The sequence below is a fragment of the Kitasatospora sp. NPDC094016 genome, assembly GCF_040304045.1.
Taxonomy (GTDB): Bacteria; Actinomycetota; Actinomycetes; order Streptomycetales; family Streptomycetaceae; genus Kitasatospora.
Genome location: NZ_JBEOUK010000059.1, coordinates 26,625 through 50,075 on the forward strand (window position 1 = coordinate 26,625; position 23,451 = coordinate 50,075).

General features: G+C 74.5%; 20 protein-coding genes. 10 read left to right on the forward strand and 10 right to left on the reverse strand.

The window, feature by feature from the left end; all coding sequences use genetic code 11:
- Positions 1-331: 331 nt before the first annotated feature.
- The 6 genes from ABT015_RS34385 to ABT015_RS34410 all read left to right on the forward strand — a co-directional run bounded on the left by ABT015_RS34385 (position 332) and on the right by ABT015_RS34410 (position 7,777).
- Positions 332-2,326: an alpha/beta hydrolase family protein gene (locus ABT015_RS34385; RefSeq protein WP_350886267.1), complete on the forward strand. Its 1,995-nt coding sequence runs from the start codon at positions 332-334 to the stop codon at positions 2,324-2,326.
- The gene (locus tag ABT015_RS34390) at positions 2,277-2,438 is read left to right on the forward strand and encodes a hypothetical protein (RefSeq protein WP_159398304.1); all 162 of its coding nucleotides are present in this window, start codon (positions 2,277-2,279) and stop codon (positions 2,436-2,438) included. The genes ABT015_RS34385 and ABT015_RS34390 overlap by 50 nt, the downstream gene beginning before the upstream one ends.
- 78 nt (positions 2,439-2,516) lie before the next feature.
- On the forward strand, positions 2,517-4,463 hold the full coding sequence (locus ABT015_RS34395; protein WP_350886270.1) for a RiPP maturation radical SAM C-methyltransferase: 1,947 nt from the start codon (positions 2,517-2,519) through the stop codon (positions 4,461-4,463).
- The gene (locus tag ABT015_RS34400; RefSeq protein WP_350886271.1) at positions 4,444-5,163 is read left to right on the forward strand and encodes a DUF5825 family protein; all 720 of its coding nucleotides are present in this window, start codon (positions 4,444-4,446) and stop codon (positions 5,161-5,163) included. Before ABT015_RS34395 ends, ABT015_RS34400 begins: the two co-directional genes overlap by 20 nt.
- A 30-nt stretch (positions 5,164-5,193) precedes the next feature.
- Complete coding sequence (locus tag ABT015_RS34405) at positions 5,194-6,393, forward strand: cytochrome P450 family protein (RefSeq protein ID WP_350886273.1); 1,200 nt, start codon at positions 5,194-5,196, stop codon at positions 6,391-6,393.
- Positions 6,386-7,777 carry an MFS transporter gene (locus ABT015_RS34410; RefSeq protein WP_350886275.1) on the forward strand — a complete coding sequence of 464 codons (1,392 nt, stop codon included), beginning with the start codon at positions 6,386-6,388 and terminating at the stop codon, positions 7,775-7,777. The genes ABT015_RS34405 and ABT015_RS34410 overlap by 8 nt, the downstream gene beginning before the upstream one ends.
- 76 nt (positions 7,778-7,853) lie before the next feature.
- Here ABT015_RS34410 and ABT015_RS34415 read toward each other — a convergent pair whose 3' ends face one another.
- The 3 genes from ABT015_RS34415 to ABT015_RS34425 form a co-directional block, all read right to left on the reverse strand.
- Positions 7,854-8,645: a putative protein N(5)-glutamine methyltransferase gene (locus ABT015_RS34415; protein ID WP_350886277.1), complete on the reverse strand. Its 792-nt coding sequence runs from the start codon at positions 8,643-8,645 to the stop codon at positions 7,854-7,856.
- 284 nt (positions 8,646-8,929) lie between these two features.
- Positions 8,930-10,996 carry an NAD-dependent DNA ligase LigA gene (gene ligA, locus ABT015_RS34420; RefSeq protein ID WP_350886279.1) on the reverse strand — a complete coding sequence of 689 codons (2,067 nt, stop codon included), beginning with the start codon at positions 10,994-10,996 and terminating at the stop codon, positions 8,930-8,932.
- A 142-nt stretch (positions 10,997-11,138) separates the two neighbouring features.
- On the reverse strand, positions 11,139-11,756 hold the full coding sequence (locus ABT015_RS34425; protein WP_502897471.1) for a CGNR zinc finger domain-containing protein: 618 nt from the start codon (positions 11,754-11,756) through the stop codon (positions 11,139-11,141).
- Between the two features lie 81 nt (positions 11,757-11,837).
- On the opposite strand from ABT015_RS34425, the gene ABT015_RS34430 reads away from it, so the two are divergent.
- Positions 11,838-12,620: an MBL fold metallo-hydrolase gene (locus ABT015_RS34430; RefSeq protein ID WP_350886283.1), complete on the forward strand. Its 783-nt coding sequence runs from the start codon at positions 11,838-11,840 to the stop codon at positions 12,618-12,620.
- Positions 12,621-12,690: 70 nt separating this feature from the next.
- Here the strand turns inward: ABT015_RS34430 and ABT015_RS34435 are convergent, their stop codons facing one another.
- The 4 genes from ABT015_RS34435 to ABT015_RS34450 all read right to left on the reverse strand — a co-directional run bounded on the left by ABT015_RS34435 (position 12,691) and on the right by ABT015_RS34450 (position 16,150).
- Positions 12,691-13,368, reverse strand: coding sequence for a ScbR family autoregulator-binding transcription factor (locus tag ABT015_RS34435; RefSeq protein ID WP_350886285.1), 678 nt, complete (start codon positions 13,366-13,368; stop codon positions 12,691-12,693).
- 84 nt (positions 13,369-13,452) lie between these two features.
- The gene (locus ABT015_RS34440; protein ID WP_350886287.1) at positions 13,453-14,337 is read right to left on the reverse strand and encodes an AfsR/SARP family transcriptional regulator; all 885 of its coding nucleotides are present in this window, start codon (positions 14,335-14,337) and stop codon (positions 13,453-13,455) included.
- 415 nt (positions 14,338-14,752) lie between these two features.
- On the reverse strand, positions 14,753-15,484 hold the full coding sequence (locus ABT015_RS34445; protein ID WP_350886289.1) for a ScbR family autoregulator-binding transcription factor: 732 nt from the start codon (positions 15,482-15,484) through the stop codon (positions 14,753-14,755).
- Positions 15,485-15,745: 261 nt separating this feature from the next.
- Positions 15,746-16,150: a RidA family protein gene (locus tag ABT015_RS34450; RefSeq protein WP_350886291.1), complete on the reverse strand. Its 405-nt coding sequence runs from the start codon at positions 16,148-16,150 to the stop codon at positions 15,746-15,748.
- Positions 16,151-16,368: 218 nt separating this feature from the next.
- Here ABT015_RS34450 and ABT015_RS34455 point away from each other — a divergent pair, with 218 nt between their 5' ends.
- A complete protein-coding gene (locus ABT015_RS34455) occupies positions 16,369-16,989 on the forward strand; it encodes a C40 family peptidase (protein ID WP_350886293.1) in 621 nt (206 codons plus the stop codon).
- A gap of 7 nt (positions 16,990-16,996) precedes the next feature.
- Here ABT015_RS34455 and ABT015_RS34460 read toward each other — a convergent pair whose 3' ends face one another.
- The gene (locus ABT015_RS34460; RefSeq protein ID WP_350886295.1) at positions 16,997-17,509 is read right to left on the reverse strand and encodes a MarR family winged helix-turn-helix transcriptional regulator; all 513 of its coding nucleotides are present in this window, start codon (positions 17,507-17,509) and stop codon (positions 16,997-16,999) included.
- A 95-nt stretch (positions 17,510-17,604) separates the two neighbouring features.
- Here ABT015_RS34460 and ABT015_RS34465 point away from each other — a divergent pair, with 95 nt between their 5' ends.
- Positions 17,605-18,015 carry a VOC family protein gene (locus ABT015_RS34465; protein ID WP_350886297.1) on the forward strand — a complete coding sequence of 137 codons (411 nt, stop codon included), beginning with the start codon at positions 17,605-17,607 and terminating at the stop codon, positions 18,013-18,015.
- On the opposite strand, the gene thrS is transcribed toward ABT015_RS34465, so the two are convergent.
- Positions 18,009-19,304 (reverse strand): threonine--tRNA ligase, encoded by a 1,296-nt coding sequence (gene thrS / locus ABT015_RS34470; RefSeq protein ID WP_350886298.1) that lies wholly within the window; start codon positions 19,302-19,304, stop codon positions 18,009-18,011. The two genes, ABT015_RS34465 and thrS, sit on opposite strands and share 7 nt — an antisense overlap.
- A gap of 199 nt (positions 19,305-19,503) precedes the next feature.
- On the reverse strand, positions 19,504-20,226 hold the full coding sequence (locus ABT015_RS34475) for a leucine-rich repeat domain-containing protein (RefSeq protein ID WP_350886300.1): 723 nt from the start codon (positions 20,224-20,226) through the stop codon (positions 19,504-19,506).
- Positions 20,227-20,382: 156 nt separating this feature from the next.
- Between ABT015_RS34475 and ABT015_RS34480 the strand changes: the two genes are divergently transcribed.
- Positions 20,383-23,451 (forward strand): AMP-binding protein (locus tag ABT015_RS34480; protein WP_350886302.1); only part of this gene is annotated, 3,069 nt, incomplete at its 3' end.

Consider the following 23,451-nt stretch of genomic DNA (forward strand, 5'->3'; position numbering starts at 1 on the left):
CGCAGCAGAAGCCGAGGTCGGGCCGCACGGCCCCGCCCGCCTCACCGGGCAGGGGCCCAGGCGCGGCCGACGGGCCGTCCGGAGCGGACGGCCCGTCGGTTCGCTACAAGTGATCAACGCGCGGTCGGCGGCGGCCCGCATTCACCTCAGCTGCATTTCGGCCAACTGTGCGAAAGGTCTGTTCGCAACCACGGCACCCCCCTAGAGTGGCGGCCATCCTCCACAAGTGGCCTTTTCTTCACGCCAGTTCACTGGATCTTCACATCGGTGCACCGGCCTCGGGACGTTCAGCGCAGTCTGTTCCCACCATCGAGCCGAAAGGGCCGGGTCCGTGACGCAGGCGTTCCAGTCCCCCGGCTTCGCCGCGCTGGCGGCCGACCGCGCGGTCGAGACGCGGCTCGTCGACGAGCGCTGGCAGGCGGTGGCCTGGGACCTGAGGACGGGCCGGCGCCGGGTGGTCACCGACCGGCCGGGGGGCGTCCATCTGAGCGAGATCGAGCCGGACGGCGACGCCGTCTGGTGGTTCGACGCCGACAACGCCGGGGAGGGGCGGTGGTGGCGCGAGCCGTTCACCGGCGGCGCGGGCGGCGAGGCGCTGCGCGACGTGCCGCGCGGGCGGACGTACGGCGTCGCCTTCGACCGGACGGGCGCCCTCGCCGCGGTGGTCGTCGGTGTCGACGGCGCCTCGCACTGCTACGTCGGACCGCCCGCGGGCGAGGCCCGGCTGATCGGTTCGGCGCCGGGGTACCTGAGCCTGGCCGACCTGTCGCCGGACGGTCGGCTGCTCGCCCTCGGCGGGCGGCCCGACGGGGACGACTCGGTGGTCCTGTGGCCGACGGGCGCTCAGGCGAACGATCAGGCGGGCGCGCAGGCAGTCGCTCAGGCAGACGCCCAGGCGAACGGTCCGCTGCGGATCGCCGGGGACCGCCGACTGCGGCTCTGGCCGATCGAGTTCAACCCGCTCGCCGCACTCGAACCGGAGCTGCTGCTGGTGGTCGAGGAGGACGACCGGTACACCGTCGCGACCTGGCGGGCCGGCACGGGGCTGCGCAGGTACCCGGGGCTGTCGTTCGACTCGCAGATATCGGCCGGCTGGTACCAGGGCCCGCGCGAGGTGCTGATCCAGCACGAGCGGGCCGGGCGGAGCCGACTGCTCCTCGCCGACCTCGACCCGCCGGAGGGGCAGCGGACGACGCGGCAGCGGGCAACGCAGCAGGGGGCGACGCAGCAGCCGGCCGCACAGCAGGGACCGGCCGAACAGGCCCCGCCCGTCCGGGAGATCAGCACGCCCGGCGGCACGATCCACGATCTGTCCTGCGCTCCGGACGGCACCTTGCACTGCGTCTGGAGCCGGGAGTCGACACCGCCCCGCCCGCTGGTACTGCGCCCCGGCACGGAGGCTGCGCACCACCCCGGACAGGGCCTCGATCCGGACCAGGGCGACACCTCCCGCAGCCGGCGCTGGACGCCCAGGCCGTACGGGCGGATCCACAGCTTCGTCAGCACCCCGGTCGGCGAGGGCCCGTGGCCGACCCTCTTCCTGGTCCACGGCGGCCCCGCCACCCACGACCGCGACTCCTACGACCCGCGGGTGAACGCCCTGGTCGGCCGTGGCTACGCGGTGGTGCGCACCAACTACCGCGGCTCCACCGGCTACGGCGCCCGCTGGCAGCACGAGTACGGCCACCGGGTGGGGCTGGCGCAGATCGAGGACCTGGCCGCCGTCCGCGCGGAGCTGGTCGCCGACGGTACGGCGCTCGCGGAGCGCACCGGCCTGTGCGGATTCTCGTGGGGCGGCTACCTGACCCTGCTCGCGCTGGGCGCGCAGCCGGAGTTGTGGTCACTCGGCATGGCCGCTCAGCCGATCGCGGACTACCCCGCCGCCTACCGAACCACCACCCCCGCGCTGCGCGAGCTCGATCGGCAGCTCTTCGGCGGGACCCCGGACGAGGTTCCCGAGCGCTACCGCGCGGCCGACCCGCGATCCTACGTGCACCAGGTCCGCTCGCCCGTCCTGCTGGTCGCCTCGCGGACCGACGAGCGGTGCCCACCCGACCAGGTCGCCCGGTATGCCGAGGACCTGCGCCGGCTGGCGGTGCCGCACGAGCTGCTCTGGGTGGACGGCGGCCACTACAGCCGCCGGACCGCCGACCACCGATCGGTGCTGGCCACGATGGTCCGGTTCGCCGAGCACGCCTGGCCGGCACCCTCCCCCTGCCACTCCGGGGCGACCGCCCCGGGGTACCCGCCGAACTGGTGGAAGGAGGTGAACAGCCATGAAGCGACGCAGCATTCAGAACGACCCGATCAGCACCCCGGAGCGTGACCGGGGCGCCGTGGTGGTCCAGGCCTTCGCGCTCGACATCACCAAGGCCGCAGTGGTCGCGCCTGCCCTCAAGGGGCAGCCGAAGCCGAAGGCGGAGACCAAGGGCAAGTGATTCACCGTCGCTCCGGGGCGCCTGGGTGCCCCGGAGCGACACCTCATCGACCGCCGGCGGACAACAGAAGTGGCCACCATGCGTATCGTCCTGCTGCACATGCCCTGGGGCGCGATCGACGTGCCGTCGCTGGCGCTCGGGATCATGCACACCGCCGCCGCACGCGCCGACCACCAGGTCGAAGTGCGGTACGCCAACCTGGACTTCGTGGACTGGGCCGCCGAGACCGCGGGTTTCGGCGTGGACGACTACCAGTACTTCTCCGAGAAGTCCTACTTCCAGGGCGCGGGCGACTGGGCGTTCGCCGGCGCGCTGTACGGCGACGACGGCCCGGCACCCGGCATCGACACCCGCGTCGACGGCGAGGACAGCGAAATCGACGACGGCGAAGGCGAGTTCGCGGCCTACTTCGAGTACCTGGCCACCAGCGGCGCGAGCAAGCAGGAGATCGCACTGACGCGGGCCACCCGCGCGATCGCCCCCGCGTTCATCGCCCGGCTGGTCGACGAACTCGCCGCCGACCCACCGGACCTGGTCGGCTTCACCACCACCTTCCAGCAGAACACGGCGAGCCTCGCCGCCGCGAGGCTGCTCAAGCAGCGCTGCCCGCAGGTGCGCACGGTGTTCGGCGGCGCGAACTGCGACGGTCCGCAGGGCGCCGCGCTGCACCGCAACTTCCCCTTCCTGGACTACGTGGTGCGCGGCGAGGGCGAGGCCGCCTTCCCCGCGCTCCTGGAAGGCGGCGACCTCTCCGCCGTCCCCGGGCTGTGCTGGCGCGACGACTCCGGGAAGTCGACGGCCAACGAGATGACGAGGCGGCCGCTGCCGCCCGCGGCGATCCTGGCGCCCCGCTACGACGGCTTCTACCAGCGGCTCGACGCCTCCGTCGCGGCCGGCTGGGTCGATCCCAAGCTGGTCGTCGAGGGCTCCCGGGGCTGCTGGTGGGGCGAGAAGCACCACTGCACCTTCTGCGGGCTCAACGGCTCCTCGATGGAGTTCCGCTCCAAGCCGCCGACCGACTTCCTCGCCGAGGTGCTCACGCTCGCCGAACGCCACCAGCTGTTGGACGTCTACGTGGTCGACAACATCCTGGACATGGGCTACTTCGACACCGTCCTCAAGTCGCTCGCCGAACTCCCGGTCGATCTGCGGCTGCACTTCGAGATCAAGGCCAACCTTCGCCGCCACCAGTTCCAGCTCCTCGGCGACTCGGGCGCGGCCCAGGTGCAGCCCGGCATCGAGAGCCTGAGCACCCGGGTCCTGCGGATCATGGACAAGGGGGTGACGGGCTGCCAGAACGTCCGCGCGCTGCGGGACGCGCAGAGCGCCGGAGTGTCGGTCAGCTGGAACTACCTCTACGGCTTCCCGGGCGAGCAGCCGGACGACTACGAATCGGTGATCCGCCAACTGCCCGTGCTGCACCACCTGGACCCGCCGACCGGAGCGGGCCGGATCGCGATCGAGCGGTTCAGCCCGTACTTCGACCGCCCCGAGCTGGGCTTCGCGATCACCCGGCCGGCCTTCCAGTACGGCGCGACCTACCGCCTGCCGCAGAGCGAACTGGCCGAACTGGCCTACGTGTTCAGCGCGCCCCCGCGCGGGATCGGCGGCGACCTGGCGGAGCGGCTGAGCGCGGCGGTGGACACCTGGATCGAGCGGTTCCCCGACAGCCGGCTCAGCTACCGGGACGCGGGCGGACGGATCGCGCTCGTCAACACCCGACCCGGGTACGACTGGCGGGTGGTCGAGCTGACCGATCCGGTGGAGCTCGCCGCCTTCCGGCTGCTGAACCAGCCCCGCTCGACCGCCGTGCTGGCCGCCAAGGTGCCCGGCGGCGCGGCCGCGGTCGAGCCGGTACTGGAGCGCTTCACCGCGCTCGGTCTGCTGTTCCACGACGGGGACAGCTTCCTCCAGGTCGCCGTCGAGTCCGACAACCAGGTGCTGATGCGGATGCGGCACCGGCACGGCCCCGCCGCCGCCCGCCCTGACGCCGAGGAGGTGCTCGATGCCGTCACGATCGGCTGAACGGACCGATACCGGAAGGGCTCCTGGGGGAAGGGCCGTTGCAGGAGGGACCGATGCCGCCTCCTGGCGCGCGGCCGGCCCGCAGGTCGAGCTCTGGCTCGACTACGACCCCGCCGCCAGGGCGTTGCCGGGCTTCGCGCTCGGTCACCGCACCCTGTCCGGCCCGGCGGAGGCGGAGGTCACCGAACTGCACCGCGCCGGGGTCCGCTGCCTGCGGCTGACCGAACCGGTGCGGCTCTGCGCGGACGCGCCGGCCGCCTCCGCGCGGGCGCTGATGCTGCTGCGCGAGGCGACCGGGCAGGGGCTGGCCGTGCTCTGGCAGGCCGACTGCACGGACGGCTGCGCGGCGCAGCGCCGGTTCCACCACCTGTACCCGCCCGAGCGGTTGACCGGCGGCCCCGAGGCCGTCGTCGCCGACTGGCGCGCCACGTACTACCCGAGCAAGTGCGTCTTCCGGCGCGGCCCCGGCTTCGTCGAGGTGCGCGACCGCCGGTTCGGGACGCTGGAGCTGTTCACCGTCGACGAGCCGGGCCACCTGGCGCAGGTCGAGGCGCTGGCCGAGGGCGTCGAGGTCAGCCGGCTGCCGGACGCCGTCCACCGGGACTTCGCCGCGGCCGGCCTGATCGCCGAACAGGCCGGCCGCGCCTGGTTCCTGCCCATGCGGGTGCGCCGCTGGCCCTTCCCGTCGCTGACCGTGTAGTTGCCGGAGTTCGAGCCCGAGGAGTGATCCATGACCACCGCGGTCGACGACGCCGCCGCGCGGATGTCCGCCTTCATCCGCGACCCCTACCCCACGCTCGCCCGGATCCGCGAGGCCGGCGCGGTCTCCGTCGTGGAGTTCGGCGAGGGCCTGCCGGTCTACCTGGTGACGCGCTACCAGGACGTCCGGGCCGCGCTGATGGACCCGTGCTTCGGGCAGGACGTCCGCCGCAGCCAGGCCATCGCGAGCGGGCGGGGATCCGGCCTGACGCTCGGTTCGGAGGTGGTCCACATGCTCAACAGCGACCCGCCGGACCACACCCGGCTGCGCCGGCTGATCCAGGGCGTCTTCACCCGCCGGCGGGTCGATCTGATGCGACCGCTGGTCGAGCGCATCGCCGGCGGCCTGCTGGACGGGCTGCGCGGGCGGGAGACCGCCGACCTCGTGACGGACTTCGCCTTCCCGCTGCCGATCATGATCATCTGCGAGCTGCTGGGCTTCCCCCCGGAGGACATGCAGGCCTTCCGCACCTGGTCGACGGCGATCCTCACCCAGGGCGGCGACATGACCTTCGACCAGGCCACCGCCGAACTGAACGACTACCTGCGCGAGTTGATGACGGCCCGGCGGGCGTCGCCGCGCGCGGACATCCTGACCGACCTGGTGCAGGCCTGTGACGCCGGTGAACTCACCGAGCGGGAGGTGTTCTCGATGGTCTTCCTGCTGCTGATCGGCGGCCACGAGACCACCGTCAACCTGCTCGGCACCGCGACCCTGGCGCTGCTCCACCACCCCGACCAGCTCGCCTGGCTGCGCGCCAACCCGGCGGCGATGCCGGTCGCGATCGACGAGTTCCTGCGCTACGAGTCTCCGGTGAGCATGGCCACCCTGCGGTTCACGAACGCCGACGTGATGGTCGACGACGTGGAGATCCCGGCGGACGAACTGGTGCTGCTCTCGCTCGGCGCGGCCAACCGGGACCCGGCCCGCTTCACCGATCCCGATCGGCTGATCCTGGACCGGGGCGATCCGGGCCACCTGGCCTTCGGGCAGGGCCTGCACCGGTGCCTCGGCTCCTTCCTCGGCAAGCTGGAGAGCGAGGTGGCGCTGACCGGCCTGCTGGAGCGCTTCGCGCGGATCGAGCTGGCCGCCGCGGAGGAGGCCCTGCCCTGGCGCAACACGATCATGCTGCGCGGCCTGGAGTCGCTGCCGGTCTCGCTCGATGGCTAGCGGCACGGGAGCAAGCGGAGCGGGGACGGACAGCGCGGGGACGAGCGGCGCGGGGACGGACAGCGCAGGGGCGGACAGCGCAGGGACGAGCGGCGCGGGGACGAGCGGCGCGGGGACGAGCGGCGCGGGGACGAGCGGCGCGGGGACGAGCGGCGCGGCGGGGCTGTCGCGGTTCCGCCCCCGGATCAGCGTCGCGCCCCTGCGCGCGCCGGGCTTCCGGCTGCTGGTGATCGGGCAGGGCACCTCGGAGTTCGGCAACGCGTTCCAGGTGGTCGCCCTGCCACTGCTGGTCTACTCCCTCGCCGGAGGCGCCCGCCAGCTGAGCCTGGTGGTCGCCGCCTACGGCGCGGGACGGCTGGCCGCCACCCCGCTCGGCGGAATGCTCGCCGACCGGTTCGGCGCCCGCCGGGTGATGCTGGCCGCCGACCTCGGCCGGCTGCTCGCCACCGCCGGGCTGTGCGCGATCGCCGCCGGCGGGGCGGCGAACTTCTGGCTGATCGGCGGACTCGCGCTGCTGGTCGGCGTCGGAGCAGGGGTGTTCCTGCCGGCCGCCTGGGCGATCACCCCGACCCTGCTGCCCGCCGAGGACCTGCACGCGGGCAACGCGCTGAACAGTACGGTCACCTTCGGCGCCGGTCTGCTCGGTCCGGCGCTGGCCGGCCCGCTGGTCGCCTGGTTGAGCCCGGCCGCCGCGCTGGGCCTGGACGCGGCGACGTTCGCCGTCTCGGCGGCCACACTGCTGCTGATCGGTCGCGGCAGCCTCGTCGCACCCCCCAGCCCGATCTCCGAACGTGCCTCCGTGCCGAAGAACTTCCGTGGCCTGCTGCGGGAGTCGCCGTTGCTGCGTGCGGTGCTGACGGTGACGGTGATCGCGAACCTGACGGTGGGCGGCGCCACCCGCGTCGCCCTGCCGACCCTGGCCACCCACGGCTTCGGCGCCGGAGCCGTCGGGCTCGGCCTGCTGCTGGCCGCGTTCACCGGCGGTGCGCTGGTCGGTGGCCTGTTCGCGGCCGGCCTCACCGAGGTGCGCTCGCGGGGCCGCACGGCGATGCTCTCCGGCCTGGTGATGGGTGCGGCGATAGGCCTGGTGCCGTTCACCGGCCTCGTCGGCGCCGTGCTGCTGCTCTGCCTGGCCGGTGGCGCCAGCACGGTGACCAACGTCCTGATCGTCACCGGCGTGCAGAAGAGCACCCCGCCCGCCTTGCTGGCCCGGGTCATGGCGGCCGTCACCTTCTGCGCGCTGGGAGTCTTCCCGATCTCGGTGATCGCGGCCGGCGCGGCGGTGGACGCCTTCGGGAGCCGGGGGGTGTTCGCGACGACCGGGCTCTGTCTGACGGGCGCGTTCGGGTACGCGCTGACCAGGCGTGAGATGCGCGAGCTGTGAGCGCCCGGCCGACCGCCGGGCCCGCCTCCGCCAGCGGGAGGCAGGAGGCGGGAGGCGGGCCCGGGCGGCGGCCCCGTCAGCGCAGGGTCGCGGTGACGACCGTCGCGTCCAGGTCCTCGCACCAGGCGTCGACGGCGTCGAGGCCGGCCGCACGGACGACGGCCAGGGCCGCCGGGGTCTGCCGTTCGCTGGTCTCGAACAGCAGCGACCCGCCCGGGGCCAGCCAGTTCGGCGCCTCGGCGGCCACCCGGCGCAGCACGTCCAGACCGTCGGCGCCGCCGTCCAGCGCCGGCCGGGCCTCGTGCAGCCGGGCCTCCGTCGGCAGCAGCGCGATGTCGGCGCTGGGGACGTACGGGACGTTGGCGAGCAGGACGTCGATCCGGCCCCGCAGGGCGGCGGGCAGCGCGACGAACAGGTCGCCCTCGAAGACCGGGGCCCCGGGCCTGGTGAGGTTGCGCCGGGCGCAGCGGACGGCGACCGGGTCGACGTCGGCCGCGTAGAGCTCGACCGGGTGCGCGGCGGCGGCCGCCACGGCCGCGCCGAGGGCGCCGCTGCCGCAGCAGAGGTCGACGACCACCGCGCCCGGGCCGGTGAGTCCGGTGGCCGTGGCGGCCAGGAACTCGCTGCGACGGCGCGGCACGAACACGCCCGGGTCGACGGCGATCCGCAGCCCGGCGAACTCGGCCCAGCCGACGACGTGTTCCAGCGGCCGGCCCTCGGCCCGGGCCCGGACCATCACGGCCAGGTCGGCCGGTGTGGCGGCGGCGGAGAGCAGGACCCGCGCCTCGTCCTCGGCGAACACGCAACCGGCGGCACGCAGCCGGCCGACGACCGAGGAACGGAGAGCTGCGGAGGCAAAAACCGACAAGAGGACCCCTTGGGGGAATCGGGAGGAGGACGAACGACTCCGTCAGGGCTCCCGCAAGGGCCGGCACCGCGCCGACGCGTCCGCGCTATGCGCGCGACACGCCCGCACGGCCGCGCTCCGGGAGCACCCGCTCGGACATACCGGTAATGGGGCTCACCTCCTTGAGTCGCGGTCATACACGGCGTCGGCCACCCTACCGCACCCCCCGGCGCGGGCGATCAACTGGTCCTCCGGGCCCACGTCCGGCCCGGCTGTGCGGCTGTCCGCCCGCTTGGCCGGCCGGTCTAGCCGAGCTGCTCGGCGACCAGCGCGGCGAACTCCTCCGGGGTCATGACGGGCACTCCGAGCTCCTCCGCCTTGGCGCGCTTGGAGCCGGCCTTCTCGCCCGCGACGAGGAGGGTGGTGCGCTTGGACACCGAGGAGGAGGCCTTGCCGCCGGCGCGTTCGATCAGCTCGTTCATCGCGTTGCGGGAGAGCTCGGCGAGGGCTCCGGTCATGCTGCCGGTGACGACCACGCTCCGGCCTGCGAGCGGGCCCGCCGCGGTGTCGTCCGCGGCCGCCACGCCGCCGACCGGGGCCTGGGCGGCGGGAGCCGTCGGCCCGGTCACCGCCGTGCCGACGCCCTGCGCCACCAGCCGGTCCAACAGCGGTGCCACGTCGGCGAGTTCGGCGACGATCACGGCGGCCTTCTCGACACCGATGCCGTCCACACCGGCCAGCGCCGCGGCGTCGGCGGCGCGGATCGCGGCCATGCTGCCGAAGTGCGCGGCGAGTCGGCGGGACATCGTCCGGCCGGTGCCGCGGATGCCGAGGGCGCAGAACACCCGGTTCAGCGGGCGGCTGCGGGCGGTCTCGATGGCGGCGAGCAGGTTGTCGGCGCTGGTGTCGCCCATCCGCTCCAGGGTGAGCAGTTGCTCCCGGGTGAGGGTGAACAGGTCGGCGAGGTCGCCGACCAGCCCGGCCTCGACCAGTTGGACGGCGCGGGTGCCGCCGAGGCCCTCGATGTCGAGCTGGTCGCGCCCGGCCGCGTAGATCACCGAGGCGACCACCTGGCAGGCCCGGCCGCGCACGCAGCGCCAGCGCTGCTCGGAGGTGTCGATGGCGTCGCCGCAGCGCGGGCAGACCTCGGGGAAGGCGATCGGCTGCTCGGCGCCGGTGCGCTGGTCGACCAGCGGCGCCTCGACCCGCGGGATCACGTCGCCGGCCCGGTAGACGAACACCTGGTCGCCGATCATCAGCCCGCGGCGCCCGATGTCGGCCGGGTTGTGCAGGGTCGCGTAGGTGACGGTGACGCCGTCGATCACCACCGGTTCGAGGACGGCCCGGGGCGCGATGATCCCGGTGCGGCCGACGTTCCACTCGACGCCGAGCAGCCTGGTGACCTTGTGCTGCGCCGCCAGCTTGCGGGCCACCGCCCAGCGCGGCGCGCGGGAGCCCGAGCCGGCCGCCTCCTGGTCGGCCACCGCGTCCGCCTTCACCACCACGCCGTCGATCCCGAAGGGCAGCGCGGCGCGCAGGCCGGCGATCTCGTCGATCCGCTGCTGTGCCTCGGCGAGGGTCGCGCAGCGGTGCGGCGCGGCGTCGGTGCTGGCGGCGGTGTTGGCGCCGAGGACGGCGAGCCGGGCGAGCAGGTCGGCGTGGTCGAGGCCGGGCAGGCCGAGGGCGTCGTAGGCGAAGAAGGTGAGTTCGACGCGGTAGGCGCGGTCCTTGGCGCGCAGGGTACCGGCCGCGCCGCTGCGCGGGTGGGCGAAGGGGGTGGCGCCGTGCGCGGTGCGGACGGCGTTGGCCTGCTCGAACTGCTCGTGGGTGAGCAGCACCTCGCCGCGCAGCTCGACGTCGACCGGTTCGGCGAGCCGGGCGGGCAGGCCGAGCACGGCGTCGGCGGCGGCGGTGATGTCCTCCCCCGCCAGGCCGTCGCCCCTGGTCAGCACCTGGGTGAGTCGGCCGGCCCGGTAGCGGGCGGCGACGGCGAGGCCGTCCAGCTTCGGCTCGACGCACCAGGCGGCGACCGGCCGGCCGAGCCGGCGCTCCAGGCCGGCCGCCCAGGACTCCAGCTCCTCGGCCGAGAAGACGTTGTCGAGGGAGAGCATCGGCGCGCTGTGCGGGACGTCGCCGACCGCCGCGCCGCCGGCCACCTTGCCGGTGGGCGACTCGGGCAGCGCCTCGTCCGGGTGCTCGTGCTCGTAGGCCTCGATCGCCCGCACCAGGGCGTCGTACTCGTCGTCGCCGAGCGGGGCGGAGCCGTCGGCGTAGTACGCGGCGGCGGCCCGCACGGCGGCGGCGACGGCGTCGGCGTAGGCCTGCGGGGAGGCCAGGGCGGCAGGGGAGGCCAGGGCGGCTGCGTCCTTCATACCGCCATCATGGCGAGCCGCACTGACATTCGGCCCGCTCGAACGCGGCTCGCACGGACCGCGCCCGGGGGTGCGGCCCGCAACGGCCAGGGATGTCGGCCAGGACCGTCGGCGTGGGCGCCGGCCGAGGACGCCGGCCCGGTCAGTCCGACTGGGGCCGGGTGCGCCGGGCGTAGGCGCGGGCCGCGCGGGCGCGGTCGCCGCAGCGGGTGGAGCACCAGTGGCGCCGGCCGTGCCGGAGGAGGTACCGGGTGCACGGGGTGGAGCCGCAGGCGGTGAGGCGGGCGGCTTCGGGCCCGGTGAGCAGGTCGGCGGCGTCGGCGGCGAGGGTGGCCAGGGCGTGGTCGACGATCTCGGTGGTGGGGTGGGGGGCCGCGCGATAGGGGCCGCTGCCGTCGTCCCACCGCAGCAGCCGGGCCGTGGGCAGCCGGGTCAGGGCGTCGTTGACGGCGGCCAGGGCGGAGGGGGGTGCGGGCAGCTCCGCGACGCGGGCGGCGAACAGCGTCCTGACCTGTTCGCGCATCGAGCGCACCTGCGCCGTGCACATCTCCCGAAGGCCCGCGTCGACCGGGGCGAGGCCGTGCTCCAGGAGCCACTGACCGGCGGCGGCCGGCGTGCCGAGGCGGTCGAGGACGTGTCCGCCGGGCAGCGTGACGGCGCTGTTGACCAGGGCGAGCGAGGGGTACTGCTGCTCGCCCGGCGCGGGTGGCACGGCGGTCTCGTCGGTGGCGGTGTCCGCGGCGTCCGTCATGAGTCTCATGGTAGCGCTTGCGCTCATCCGTGAGAACCGGCTAGCTTTTCTCACGGATAAACCGCTCTTAACCGTGAGGTGTGCTTCACCATGGCTTCTTCCGACACGACCGTCGAGCAGTTCCCCGTCCGCCTCTTCGGCGGCCCGACCGCCCTCTTCGAGTACGGAGGCCTGCGCTTCCTCACCGACCCGACCTTCGACGGCCCGGGCGACTACCAGCGGCCGGGCGGCCCGCTCCTCACCAAGACCGCGCCCGCCTCCGGGAGCCCCGCCGACGCCGGCCGCGTCGACGTCGTCCTGCTCTCCCACGACGAGCACCCCGACAACCTCGACCACTCCGGCCGGGCCCTGCTGGCCGACGTCCCGCTCACCCTCACCACCCCCGGCGGCGGCCTGCGCCTCGGCGGCACGGCCCGGGGACTGGCCGACTGGGAGTCGGTCACGCTGGACCGCCCCGGCGGCGGCACCGTCACCGTGACCGGCGTGCCCGCCCTCCACGGACCCGGGGCCCGCGAGGAGGTGGAGGCCGCCACCGGCCAGGTCGTCGGCTTCGTCCTGACCGGGGACGGGCTGCCCACCGTCTACGTCAGCGGGGACAACGCCTCCCTCCCCGCCGTCGGGGAGATCGCCGAACGCTTCGCCCCCGTGGACACCGCGATCCTCTTCGCCGGGGCTCCCCGCTTCGCCGCCCTCTTCGACGGCGCGCCCATCGTCCTGGACAGCGCCCAGGCCGCCGAGGCCACCGCGATCCTCGACGCCCGCCGGGTCGTCCTCGTCCACCACGACAGCTGGGCCCACTTCACCGAGGACCGCGACGACCTGGTGGCCGCCTTCACGGCCGCCGGCCTGGCGGAGCGCCTCCACACGGCGTGACCGGACCGGGACGGGGCGCGCCGCGAGAGGCGCCCCGCCCGTCCGCCCTGCCCGCCCCTGAACCGCCCGCTCAACCCGGCAGCGACGTCAGCGGCCTGGTCCGGTAGGCGCCGGAGGAGCCCGGGGGGACGAGGCAGGGCAGCAGCCACCCCCACAGGGCGCCGACCCGGCGGGCGCGCTCCTCGCCCGGGCAGCCGTCGCCGAAGACGACCTCCAGTCCGCAGGCGGCCGCCACCACCAGGGTCTCCGGGCCGGGATCTCCCGACCGGTCGCGCAGCTCGCCGGCGCGCCGGGCGCCGGTCAGCAACTCCCGGACGACACCGGCCCAGACGCCGTGGAAGCCCCGCACGTCCGCGACCGGCACGCCGGGGGCGGACGCGGCGGGAGCGAACGCGGCGGTCCTCGACTGCCAGCCGCCCTCCCGGCCGAGGCGGAACGCCGCCCGGACCACCGCGTCCGACCCCAGGGCGTCGACCAGCCAGTAGCCCACGTCGATCAGCGTCTGCAGAGGGGAGGAGGTGGCCCGCAGGCCTCCGCAGGCGCCCCGCAGCGAGCGCTCGGCCCGCTGGAACACCGCCTGCGCCAGCTCCTCCTTGGACGCGAAGTGGAAGTAGAGCGCGCCCTTCGTCACTCCAGCGGCACCGGCGATCTCGCCGAGCGTGGCCCCCGCATAGCCGCAGCGGTCGAACAGCACCGCCCCCGCCTCGACCAGCCGTCCGCGTGTCCGCTCCGACCTCTCCTGCACCACCCGACCCACACCCCTCACAACGACGAGCACGTTCCGACCACATACGAGCAGCGCCCCGGCCGCGACGACGCCTTCCGCGCGTCCTCAGCCGACCCGGGTGAACCGGGCCGCGGACGCCTCCGGCGACGCGGTCGCGGCCGCCTCGCGCTCCGAACGCTCCGAACGCTCCGAACGCTCGGGGCGCTCCGGGCGGTCCGGGCCGGCGAGCAGGATGGAGCGCTGGAGCCGCCGCAGTCCGGCCGAGGGCTCCATGCCCAACTCCCGTACCAGGGTGTTGCGCAGGCGCTGGTAGGCCTCCAGCGCCTCGCCCCGCCGGCCGGAGCGGTGCAGGGCGATCATGTACTGGCCGTGCAGGCTCTCGTGGGTGCGGTAGCGGTCGACCAGGACGGTGAGTTCGGCGAGCAGGACGCGGTGGCGGCCCAGCCGCAGGTCGGCCTCGATCCGCTGGTCCAGCGCGCAGAGCCGGGTCTCCTCCAACCGCCTGGCCTCGACGGCGAGTTGGCCGCCGGCCGGGACGTCGGCGAACGCCGGACCGCGCCACAGGCCGAGCGCCTCGCCGAGCATCCGGGCGGCCAGCGGGTGGTCGTCGCCGTCCATGGCCCGGTAGCCCATGCCGGCCAGGCGCTCGAACTCCCGGACGTCCGTCAACCCGCCGCCGCTGTTCAGCATGTAGCCGCCCGGCGAGGTCACCAGTACGTCCTTGGCGCAGGAGACCCCGGCCGCCGGGCCGACCTGCCCGAGTGCCCGGTCGATCATGTCGCGCAGCTGCAGCACGTACGTCTGCACCGTCGTGCGCGCGCTGCGCGGCGGGCGGCCCGACCACAGCTCCTCGGCCAGCACCCCGGCCGACACCACCTGGTCGGCCCGTAGGGCCAGCAGCCCCAGCACCTGACGCGGTTTCGGCGCCGATGGCACCACCGACACCCCGCACACCCGGACGTCCAACGCCCCGAGCACCCGAATTTCCACGATGACCACCCCAATCACACGGAACGCCGCAGGCCGATCCGCCGCGGCCGGCACCCGGGTCGACACCCCTAGGGCGACTGTCACCAGTCAAAAACAGGACGCGCGGTTTGTCAATACAAAACCGAACGTGCTGTTTGTTTTTTGGGATGGGCCGGCACCCTCGGACAGATGGGCGCGGCGGCCACCCTGCGCCACGAACCAGCCACCGCACGCAACGGAGTGCAGGCAAACCGAAGGCGGCGTCGGACCCCCGTGGATCCCGCGCCGCCACCAATCCGCCCGCACTCCGCGCCCGCCGTCAGGCCACCGTCAGGCCGCTGACCGACCACCGCCCGGACGCCCCCGCGAGCAGGGGGGCACCGAGGCCTGGTCAACTCCGCACCGGCCGAGGCGATTTCCAGCCGGTGCCGGACCGTCAGCCCACACCAACCTCGTCCGCGACCGGCCGGGCCGCCGACCGCGCCCCGCCCTGTGCCCCGCCCTGCGCCCCGGCGCCCTCCGCCGCCGCGCGGGCGGCCGCCACCTCGGCGGCCACCTGGGCACCGCGGTCCGGGCCCATCTGCAGCGAGCCGAGCACACCCGGCACCGCGATGCTCGGCATCAGGTGCTGGAACAGCCCGGCGGCCCGCCGCTCCAAGTCCGCGCGCCCGGAGAGCTTCTGCGACTGGATCTGCACGCCCGTCCACGCCGCCGTGACCAGCCACGCGGTGTCGGCCGGGACGACGTGCGGCAGCAGTTCACCCCGCTCCCCGGCCGCGACCAGCAGCGCCTCCAGCCGGCTGATCCAGCCGGGGATCGCGCCGCCGCCGAGGTCGTCGAAGACGTCCTGGCCCAGCGAGAGCCGGGCCCCCGCACTCAGCAGTGGATCACGTGGCATCAGATACGCCACCACCATCCCGGTGTCCACGAACTCCTGGAGTTTGCAGACCCGTTCGGGCACACCGTCCTGGACGAACTGCTCCTCGACGACGCCCTGGGCCAGATCCCGCTTGGAGGCGAAATGGAAATACACCGCACCACGCGTCACACCGGCCCGCGCGACCACCTCGCCGATGGTGGCACCCTCGTAGCCGAACTCGTCGAAGACCGACGCCGCCGCCTCCAGGATCAGCCGACGCGTCCGGACCGCCCGCTCCTGCCGAACCACCGCAACCACCCCACCCAGAGCTCCCGGAAAACAAAACCAAACACCCCGTATCTTAGCTACCGGTGGCCTACGGACGACAAGATGATGTCGGGGAATCGCCTCAAACGCTCCTCCCCTCCCACCCGCATGCTCCGCATTTTGCCTACGGACCGCCGTTCCTTCGCCGGACGATCGAAAGCGGCACCGGCGCCACACATCACGCACCCGAGAGAAAACCGAACGATCGGTTTCCTCATTCGGGCACCCGGGGACCGGAAGGCGTCACGGCAGGACGGCCACCGCCTCCACCTCCACCAGCTGGCTGTCGTAGCCGAGCACCGACACCCCCAGCAGCGTGCTGGGGGCGTCGTGCTCCCCCATGTAGGCGCGGTACACGTCCCACACCGCGACCAGGTCCGCCTGGTCGGCGGAGGCCACGTACACCGTCGTCCGGGCGACGTCGGTCAGCCCGGCGCCGGCGTCCTCCAGCACGGTTATCAGGTTCCGCATCACCTGGTGCGCCTGGCCCGCGTAGTCGCCGACGGCGACCGTCCGCCCCTCGGCGTCGAGCGGGCAGGCGCCGGCGAGCCAGAGCGAACGGGCCGGGGCGTCGACCAGGGCCGCGTAGGCGTAGTCGACGGCCGGGGTGAGGCGGGAGCTGCGGATCAGCTTGACGGTGTTGCTCAAGGGGCACTCCGAAGGGTCGTGGCCGAACGTTCGCGCCCATCGTTGGCCTCTTCTGAACGACCGTCAAACCATTTACCAGCGCAGCCCCGTCCGCCACAGGCCCGTCGCGTCCACGATTCACCGTTGCGGGTGATGGCGGGCCGACCCACCCGCCCGGAATCCTGGTGGCCGTCACCCGCGCGGGTCGTCGACGCCGCGCCGACAGCAGGAGGTCACCCATGGAATCCCGACCGCCGTACCGCGACGAGGCCTCCGGGGTCCGCCGGCGCCGGATGCTGGGCCTGGCACTCGGGGCGGGGCTCGTCCCGGCCCTCGCCCCGACCGCGACGGCGACCGCGACAACCCGGTCGGACACCCCGGCGTCCGCGGCCGGCGCCCTGGGCCGCCGGGTCGCCGAGGTGGCCACCGCCCAGCTCGGCGTGCCGTACGCCTGGGGCGGCGGCGACCGGCTGGGGGCGAGCCTCGGCTTCTGCGACGACGAGAACGGCTACCTGGACGGCGTCTGCATGGGCGAGAGCACGGTCGGCTTCGACTGCAGCGGCCTGTCCCTCTACTGCTGGTACCGGGCCAGCCACGGCACGGTCGAGCTCGGGCACTACACCGTCGCCCAGTTCCACCGCGGCGCCCCGGTGGAGCGTGACGCCCTCGCCCCGGGCGACCTGCTGTTCTTCTCCCGCCCGGACGCGCCGCTGCACCACGTCGGGATCCACGTCGGCGACGGCGCGATGATCCACGCCGAGCGCACCGGGACGCTGGTCGCCCGGGTCGAGCACGCCCTCGACGTCCCGCGCTGGGCGGGCGAGTTCGCCGGTGCCCGCCGCCCCGGGCCGGCCGGCTGAGCGGGCCTCAGAGGCCGCGCCGCTCCCCCGGCCCCTGCTGGCCCTGGTGGACGCGCAGCAGCAGGCCGTGCAGCAGCTGCCGTTCCCGCGCGTCCAGCGGCGCCAGCACCTCGTCCTGCACCGCGCGCGCCCGGGCGTCCAGCTCCGCGAGCAGCGCCCGCCCGGCGCCGGTGACCGAGACCGAGACCCGCCGCCGGTCCGCCGGGTCCCGGACGCGCTCGACGTATCCGGCGGCGGCCAGCTGGTCGGCGACCTTGGCGAGGTCGCTCGGGTCGATGCCCAGCCGCTGGACCAGGTCCCGCTGGGCGTGCGGCCCGAAGTCGGCGAGCGCGGCCAGCACGGCCATGTCCCAGAGCCGGAGGCCGTGTTCGGCGAGCTGCTCGGCGAGGCGACCCCGTGCCGTCCGGCCGATCCGGGAGAGCAGGTAGGTACTGAGGTCGAGCAGCGTCGGCGGCAGAGAGGAAGCGGACAGCGGGAGTTCGGCGAGCAGGGATTCGGGGAGCGGGGGTTCGGGGGCCATGGCGCCAGTCTAGGGTCCGCCCCTATAGTGGGTGCCGACCCACTAATATTCGACCGATCCGACCCGCTGAATCCTCGATCCCGGGAGCTTCGACCGTGGACGCCCTGTACCCCCGCCTGCTCGTGACCCGTTTCGCCGAGTGCTTCGGGTTCTACCGGGCGGTCCTGCCGCCCCTCACCGGCGCCGCCCTGGTCAAGGGCGCCCCCGAAGGCCCCTACGCCAACTGGGACGTCGACGGGCAGGCCGTCCTGGTGCTCTTCGACCGCGCCGCGATGGCCGCCGCCCTGGGCACCGCCGGCCTGCCCGAACGCCCGGCCGCCCCCGCCCAGGACGCCGCGATGCTGGTCCTCCGGGTGGCCTCCGTGGACGACGCGTTCGCCCTCTGCCTGCGCCACGGCGCCACCCCGGTCGCCGGCCCGACCGACCGGCCCCAGTGGGGCCCGAACCTGCGCAGCGCCCACCTGCGGGACCCGGACGGCCACCTGATCGAGCTCCAGTCCTACTGACCCGCCCCGCCCGGTCGGCGCGCGGGGTCGTCCGCCCAGAGGTCGGCGCTGCACGCCGCCACCAGCGCGCCGATCCTGGCCCACGCCTCCTCCGCGGGCAGCGGTTCGAGCCGGCGGCCGTCCCGCAGCCGCAGCGCGACCCGGTCGTCCACGGCCTCCTTGGCCCCGATCACGGCCTGGTACGGGACCAGGCGCGCCGCCCGGATCCGGGCGCCCAGGCTGCCGTGCTCGGGCCCGGCGACCTCGGCGCGCAACCCGAGGTCGAGGCAGCGCCGCCGGAGCCGCTCGGCCTGCGGCAGTTCGCCCTCGGAGACCGGCAGCAGCACCACCTGCGCCGGGGCCAGCCAGGCCGGGAAGGCGCCGCCGTACAGCTCGATGAGGTGGGCGACCACCCGCTCCACGCTGCCGATCACGCTGCGGTGGACCATCACCGGCCGGTGTTTCGCGCCGTCCGGGCCGATGTAGTGCAGGCCGAAGCGCTCGGGCTGGTGGAAGTCGATCTGCACGGTGGAGAGGGTGAACTCGCGCCCGGCGCCGTCGGCGATCTGCACGTCGATCTTCGGCCCGTAGAAGGCGGCCTCGCCCGCTGCCGCCTCGAACGGCACGCCTGAGCGTTCCAGCACGTCGGTGAGCAGCGCGGTGGCCCGCTCCCAGAGGGCCGGATCCGCCACGTACTTGCCGCCCGCGCCGGGCAGCGAGAGCCGGTAGCGGACCGGTTCGACACCGAGCGCGCGGTGTGCCGCGCGGATCAGCTCCAGTGCGGCGACGGCCTCCTCGGCGGCCTGCTCCGGGGTGCAGAACACGTGCGCGTCGTTCAGCTGGATCGCCCGGACCCTGGTCAGCCCACCCAGCACGCCGGACGGTTCGGAGCGGTACATGCCGCCCAACTCGGCCATCCGCAGTGGGAGTTCCCGGTAGCTGTGAGGTCGGGAGCGGTAGATCAGGGCGTGGTGCGGGCAGAGGCTCGGCCGGAGCACCATCTCCTCCGAGCCCAGTTCCATGGGTGGGAACATGTCGTCGCGGTAGTGCGCCCAGTGGCCGGAGATCTCGTACAGCTCGCGCTTGCCGAGCACCGGCGAGTACACGTGGCGGTAGCCGGCCCGCCGCTCGCGCTCGCGGATGAACTCCTCCAGGGTGTGCCGGATCGCGGCGCCGTCGGGCAGCCAGTAGGGCAGGCCGGAGCCCATCAGCGGGTCGGTGTCGAACAGGTCGAGTTCGCGGCCGAGCTTGCGGTGGTCGTGCGCAGGGCGGTCGTGTGCAGGGCGGTCGTGCGCGGCGTCGTCGTGCATGGGGTGGTCTCCACTCGGGTCTGCGGGCGAGTGGTCCGGAAACGGCGAAGCCCCGGGGCACTCGCCCCGGGGCTTCGGACTAGGTCAGCAGTCAGCGCACCGGGACTCTCTCCGGCGTCGTCGTGGCGAGTGCAGCGCGCTTCATGCGATCCACGATAACAGGGCACCGACCGCCGTGGTGATCTTTATCCGCGGCCGCTCAGAACAGGACGGCGCAGCCCCGCGCGTCGAGCGCGGCGAGCAGTCGCGGCGAGGGGCGCGCCTCGTTCCACCGCAGGTCCAGCTTCTCCAGTGCGGGCAGTTCGGCCAGCCAGTGCGGCAGTTCGGTGATCCGGTTGCCCCGCAGGTCGAGCCGGCGCAGCAGTGGCAGCCCGGCGAGCACCGGTGGCACCTCGGCGAGCGCGTTGTCGCGCAGTTCGAGTTCGCGCAGCGCGGTGAGGCCGCCGAAGGTGTCCGGCAGGGCGGTCAAGCTGTTCCCGCACAGCCAGAGTTCACGCAGCGCGGTCAGTTCGCCGAGGCGGTCGGGCAGCGCCGTGAGCCGGTTGCGCTGGGCACGCAGCTCGACCAGGGAGGTCATCTCGCCGATGGCGGCGGGGAGTTCGGTGAGCCGGTTGTCGCCGACGTTGAGGTAGCGCAGCGCGGTGAGGCGGCCGAGCGCGGCCGGCAACGCGGTCAGCGCGTTGTCGTGCAGGTAGAGGAAGTCGGCGAGCCCGGTCAGCTCGCCCAGTTCGGCGGGCAGGGCGGTGAGCCGGTTGTGTCCGAGGTCGAGGGTGCGAAGCCGTCGCAACCTGCCGACCTCGGGCGGCAGTTCGGTCAGGCCGGTCTCGGCGATGATGAGCACGGTCAGGTCGGTCCGGTCGCACACCTCGGCCGGCAGCGCGCCGAGGGGCCGGCGCCAGAGGTTCAGCGTCACGTCTGTCACGCCCGTCATTGTCCCGTCCGCGCGCCCGCTGCCGACGGGTGGTCGTGACGACATGTGAACGGATCTGGCGCCTTCCTTCACTGCTCCGATACGTTCTGGATCACTCAGCGGTCAGCAGCCCCTCCGGGAGTCGTCATCAACGCTCAGCCCGTCCCCGTGCCCCTCACCCTCCCCGCCCTGCTGGACCACCGGGCGGCGCTGCACCCCGACCGGGAGGCGCTGCTGGTGCCGGGCGGGGGCAGCCTCACCTACGGCCGGTGGCGCGACCGGGCGGTGCGGGCCGCGCACGGGCTGGCCCGGGCCGGGGTACGGCCCGGGGACCGGGTGGCGCTGCTGCTCGACAACCGGGAGTGGGACGCGTACGCCGTGGCGTTCCTGGCCACGCACTACGCGGGCGCGGCGGGGCTGGTGATCCGTGCGGACCTCTCCGGAACGGACGTCGCGCGGCTCGTCGATGCCGCCGGGGCGCGCTGGGCGATAGCCGGGAACGGGCCGCGCACCGCGCTGCCCACCTTCACCCTCGACGACCTGGAGAACAGCGGTGACGGCGAGGGCCGTGGTGACAGCGAGGGCAGCGGTCACGGCGAGAACAGCGCCGCCGAACCGCCGTATCGGGCCGCTCCCGGGGACCTCGCCCAGATCATCGGCACCTCCGGCACCACCGGCACCCCGAAGGGCGTCCGGGCCGCGCACGCCAGCCTGACCGCCGGGCTCGTCCTCAACCCCCGCCCCCGCCCGTACGCGCACTCGCGCTACGCGGTGCACGCCTTCCCGATCGGGACCAACGCCGCCCAGGTCGTCCTGGTGAACGCGCTGACCGCGCAGCCGGCCACGATCTGCCTGCCGCGCTTCGACGCGGAGGAGTTCGGCCGGGTGGTCGAGGAGTACGGCGCGGGCACCGTCTTCCTGGTGCCGTCGATGGCGGTGGAACTGCTGAACTCCGGGATCGCCGAGCGCCGGGACCTGAGCAGTGTCCTCCTGGTCAGCTGCTCGGCCGCCGCGCTCCCGCCCGCCGTCGCCGCCGGGCTCTGCGCCGCCCTGCCCAAGGCGACCGTCGTCAACACCTACACCTCCGCCGAGGCCTCCCCCGCCCAGATCTCCGCGATCGTGGACGCCGGCCGCCCCGGGTCGGTCGGCCGCCCCACCGACCCGGCCGACCTGCGGATCCTGGACGAGGCCGGGCGGCCCGTCGCGCCCGGCGACACCGGCGAACTCTGGCTGCGCCAGCCGGGCCCGCCCCGGGGGTACGTCGGCGCGGACTCCGACACCGTGTTCCGCGACGGCTGGGTGCGGATGGGCGACCTGGGCCGGCTGGACGGGGACGGCTACCTCCACCTGGTCGACCGCGAGAGCGACATCGTCAAGTCCGGTGCGCTGAAGGTCTCCACGCTGCGCATCGAGGCGGTGCTGCACGAGCACCCGCAGGTCGCCGACGCCGCCGCGCTCGGGCTTGCGCACCCGGTGATGGGTCAGGTGCCGGTGGCGGCCGTGGTCCCGCTCCCGGGCGGGATCGACCTCGACGGGCTGCGGCTCTTCCTCGGCGAGCGGCTCGCCCGGGCCGAACTGCCCGTACGCCTGCTGGTGACGGACTCGCTGCCGCGCAACCCCAGCGGCAAGGTCGTCAAGCACCGGCTCCGGGCCAGGTTCGAGGAGCCCGTGCCCGCCGTCGGCACCGCACCGGCCACCGCCCGGGAGCGCGCGCTGGCCGAGCTGTGGCGGGGCGTCCTGGGGCGGCCGGTCCGGGCCGTGGAGGACGAGTTCTTCGCGCTCGGCGGGGACTCCTTCCGGGCCGTCCAGCTGGCCGCCGCGATCTCCGCCGAGTTCGGCGTGGCGGCCGGTACGGCCCTGGTGTTCGAGCGGCCCTCGCTGCGGGCCCAGGCCGCCTGGCTGGAGCAGGCGGCGGCCTCGGCCGGTACCGCCGGGCCGGCGGTACCGGCCGAGGCCGAGGCGACGGCTTTCCTGCGCTCGCTGCGCGCCCAGCCGCACGAGCTCCCGCTCACCGCGCAGCAGGAGAACTTCCTGCGCTGGATGGCCGAGGCGCAGGGCCGCAACGTCGGCTCGGTGGCGGTGATGTTCCGGGTGCTGGAGGAGCTGCGGACGGACACCCTGGTCGACGCCCTCCACCAGGCGATCCGCCGCCACCCCGCGCTGCGCACCAGGTTCGTCCCGGTGCCGGACGCCGAACCGGGGGTGCTGCGGGCCGTGCTCGACGACGAGCCGCGCGCGGACGTGGTGCTGCTGGACGCCCCCGGCGCGAGCGATGCGGAGGTGTCGGCCCGGCTCGTCGCCGAACGCGACCGGCTGACCGACCTGGCCTCGGGGGCGATGACCAGGCTCGCCGTGGTGAGCCGGGGCCCCGGGGACCACGTCGTCATGCTGGCGGTCCACCACATCGTCGCCGACGGCTGGTCGCTGGGCGTGCTGCTGCGCGACCTGGGCGTGCTGTACTCGGCGCTGCGCGGCGGCCGCCCGGCGCCGCCCGACCGGCCCGGCCCGGCGTACCGGGAGCTGGTGGAGTGGTCGAACGCGCACTGGCCGACCACCCGGGCGCACTTCGCGACGGCGCTCGCGGGCGCCCCCGCGGCGATCGACCCGTTCCCGGGGCGGCAGGACACCGAGGTGGTGCTGAGCGCCGCCCGGACGCTGGAGGTGCCGGCCGAGCGGGCGGGCGCGCTGCGGGCCCGGGCGGCGGAGCTGGGGGCCACCCCGTTCCTCGCGATGGCGGCGGTGTGGAGCGGGCTGCTGGCCGCCCGCAGCGGACAGCGGGACTTCGTCCTGATGACCCCGGTGCCCGGCCGCACCAGGCCGGAGGCGGAACGCGCGGTCGGCTGCTTCGTCCAGTCGCTGCTGCTGCGGGTGGACGCCGCCGGAGAGCCCGGGTTCGCCGAACTGCTGGGCCGCGTCCGCACGGCCGCCACCACCGCGCTGGACCACCAGCTGTACCCCTTCGCCGAGTTCAGCCCGCTGGTCCCGTTCGCCGCCTGGCTGCGGTACGAGAGCTGGAGCGCCCCGGCGCAGCTGCCCGGGGTGGCGTGCGCCGCGTGGGAGCTGCCGCGCAACGCCACCGTGCCGTACCCGCTGCCCGGCGGCGACCGGCACGTGCCGGAGCTCGCCGTCACCGAGCAGCCGGTCATCGAGGGAATCGACAACGCCCGGGTGATGCTGAACACCCGACCGGAGGCGACTGCGGCCCAGGCGTCCTACCGAGCGTGGGGCTACACGCGC